2 protein-coding genes and 1 pseudogene (1 of these 3 only partly in view) are annotated in these 2,529 nt (G+C 70.1%); 2 read left to right on the top strand and 1 reads right to left on the bottom strand.

Annotated elements, in window-relative coordinates; genetic code table 11:
• Positions 1–284, top strand: a 284-nt coding sequence (locus F4X11_20500; GenBank protein ID MYN67377.1) for a Fe-S-binding domain-containing protein, incomplete at its 5' end; no start/stop codon positions are given.
• A 31-nt stretch (positions 285–315) separates the two neighbouring features.
• Positions 316–1,119, top strand: coding sequence for a 2-keto-4-pentenoate hydratase (locus F4X11_20505; protein MYN67378.1), 804 nt, complete (start codon positions 316–318; stop codon positions 1,117–1,119).
• A gap of 229 nt (positions 1,120–1,348) precedes the next feature.
• Here the strand turns inward: F4X11_20505 and F4X11_20510 are convergent.
• Positions 1,349–2,529 (bottom strand): annotated as a pseudogene (locus tag F4X11_20510) (alpha-hydroxy-acid oxidizing protein) (it continues 115 nt past the right edge of the window).

The following is a 2,529-nucleotide window of genomic DNA, read 5'->3' on the forward strand; positions in this document are numbered from 1 at the left end:
CCGACTCGGCCTGCGTGTACTGCGGCAACTGCGTCGGGGTGTGCCCCACCGGCGCTCTCCAGTTCAAGACCGAGTACGACCTGCGCGAGGTGGGGGAGTGGCGCCCGGAGGACCAGACCGTCACCCGCACGGTGTGCTCCTACTGCGGGGTGGGCTGCAACCTCGATCTGCATGTGCAGGACGAGCGGATCGTGAAGGTCACCTCCCCTGCCGATCACTCGGTCACCAGCGGCCATCTCTGCATCAAGGGCCGCTTCGGCTGGCAGTACGTCCACGGCGAGTGATCCTGATCCCGGCAGCGACGGACCGCCAGCAGTGACGGGATCACCTGAAGCCGCCGAGCTCGAGGCCGCGGCCGAGCGGCTGCGGACTGCTCTGCTCGACGGCGTGGCCTCAGATCCCGTACGAGGCTTGCTGGGCGCTTCGGCTGGTCCTGCGGCCAGCTACGAGGTGCAGCAGTTGAACACCGATCACTGGCTGGCCGCCGGCCGGCGGATTAGCGGGCACAAGGTGGGACTGACCAACCCCGCCGTCCAGGCGCAGCTCGGTATGGACGAGCCCATCTGGGGCGTGCTGTTCGCCGACAAGTGCCGCACCGACGGCGACGACCTCGGCGGTGCCGGGCTGATCGAGCCGCGGGTCGAGGTCGAGGTGGCGGTGGTGCTCGGCGCCGATCTGGACATGGGACAACACACCGTGGCCGACGTGATCAGCGCCACGGCCTACGTGCTCCCCGCGTTCGAGATCGTCGACAGCCGCATCGTCGGCTGGGACATCACCAGCTTGGACATGATCGCCGACAATGCCGGCGCCGGTTTCTACGTGCTCGGCACCCGCCCGGTGCCCTTGGCCGCGGTCGATCTGCGCCGGGTCGAGATGCAGCTGACGATCAACGGCGAGCCGGCCGCCACCGGCAACGGAGCCGCCTGCTTGGGCAATCCGCTGAACTCGGTGCTGTGGCTGGCCGACGTCATGTGCGACCTCGGCACGCCGCTGCGGGCCGGCGAGACCATCATGACAGGCTCGCTGTGTCCGATGCAGCCGATCGCCCCGGGCGACGAGCTAGTAGCCGAGATCGAGAGCCTGGGCAGGATAGAGACTCTGCTGCCCGCGATCTGACATTATTTTCGATCTATATAAGCATTTTTCATGTGCAGTCGGAGTCACTGCGCAGCCGCTTTAGGATGCGAGAGCCGGAGCGTCTCCCCTTGCCACGTCAAGTGGAAAGCCCTTCAACCGGGAGGGGAGGCGCTCCGGCACCTACGAACCCCATTATAGCACATGTAAAGCCATGGACCGCTCGGGGTTGCGGACCGGACCGTCGGGCGGACGGTCGAGCATTACCTCCTCAAGCTGGAGCGAAGCCGGGGTCGCGGTCGCGCAGCTCCTCCAGGCGCTGGCAGCCGAGCTGGTGCATGACCGTGGTGAGCTGTTGCTCGAACATTGATGCCACGAACTCGGCGCCCCGGGTCCCGAGAGCGCACAGGCCGTACATGAAGGCCCGGCCCGAGAGCGTGAAGTCGGCACCGAGAGCCAGCGCCCGGGCGATGTCGAGGCCGCTGCGGATGCCGCCGTCGAAGAGCACCGGCACCCGGTCGCCGATGCGGTCCACGATCGGGCCGAGAGCTTCGATGGCGGCCGGCGCGGCGTCGAGCTGGCGCCCTCCGTGGTTCGACACCACCACTGCGTCGGCGCCGGTGTCGACGCAGCGCTCGGCGTCGTCGGGGTGCAGGATTCCCTTGACCACAACCGGACCCGGCCATAGCTCGCATGTCTCGGCCAGGTAGTCCCACGACAGGGTGCCACCCAGGCTGGCGCCCACGAAACCGGCCAGCTCCCGCAGAGTCGCCCGGTCCACGTAGCGCTCCAGGGTGTGGAACCGGGGCAGGCCGTTGCGCAGCAGCCCGACAGTCCACGCTGGCCTGAGCGCAGCCTGGGTCACATGGCGAGGTGTGATGCGGGGCGGCATCGAGACCCGCTCGCGGGTCTGGCGTTCCCGCCGGGCGCGCGCTGGCACGTCGGCCGTCACCACCAGGACGCGGAAGCCGGCCCGCTGCGCCCGGCCGAGCAGGTCCTCCCGGACCGCGACGTCTCGCGGCGGGTAGAGCTGGAACCAGCCCATATCGCCAGCACGGGGCCCCACGTCCGCAACGTCGGCAGTGTTGACCGTGCTGGCTACGTACGGGATCCGGCACCGGGCCGCAGTCTCGGCCAGGGCGATGTCGGCACCCGGCCAGATCAGCCCGGTCAGGCCCACCGGGGCGATCCCCACCGGCAGCGAGCAGCGGACCCCGAACAACTCGGTGCCGACGTCGGGCTTCAGCTCGCCCCTGAGGAGCCGCGGAGTGAGCAGCACTCGCCGGAGCGACTCGACGTTGCGGGCGCTGGCCCGCTCGTCGCCCTCGCCGCTGTCGAGGTACTCCCAGGCGAACAGAGGGGTGGGGGGGGGGGGGGGGGGGGGGCGGGGGGGCGGGGGGGGGCGGGCGGCGGGGCAGGGGGCGGCGACGCCCCCGACCCGCCCCGCCCGCA

It is taken from the genome of Acidobacteriota bacterium (assembly GCA_009861545.1).
In the GTDB taxonomy this organism is placed as follows: Bacteria; Acidobacteriota; Vicinamibacteria; order Vicinamibacterales; family UBA8438; genus WTFV01.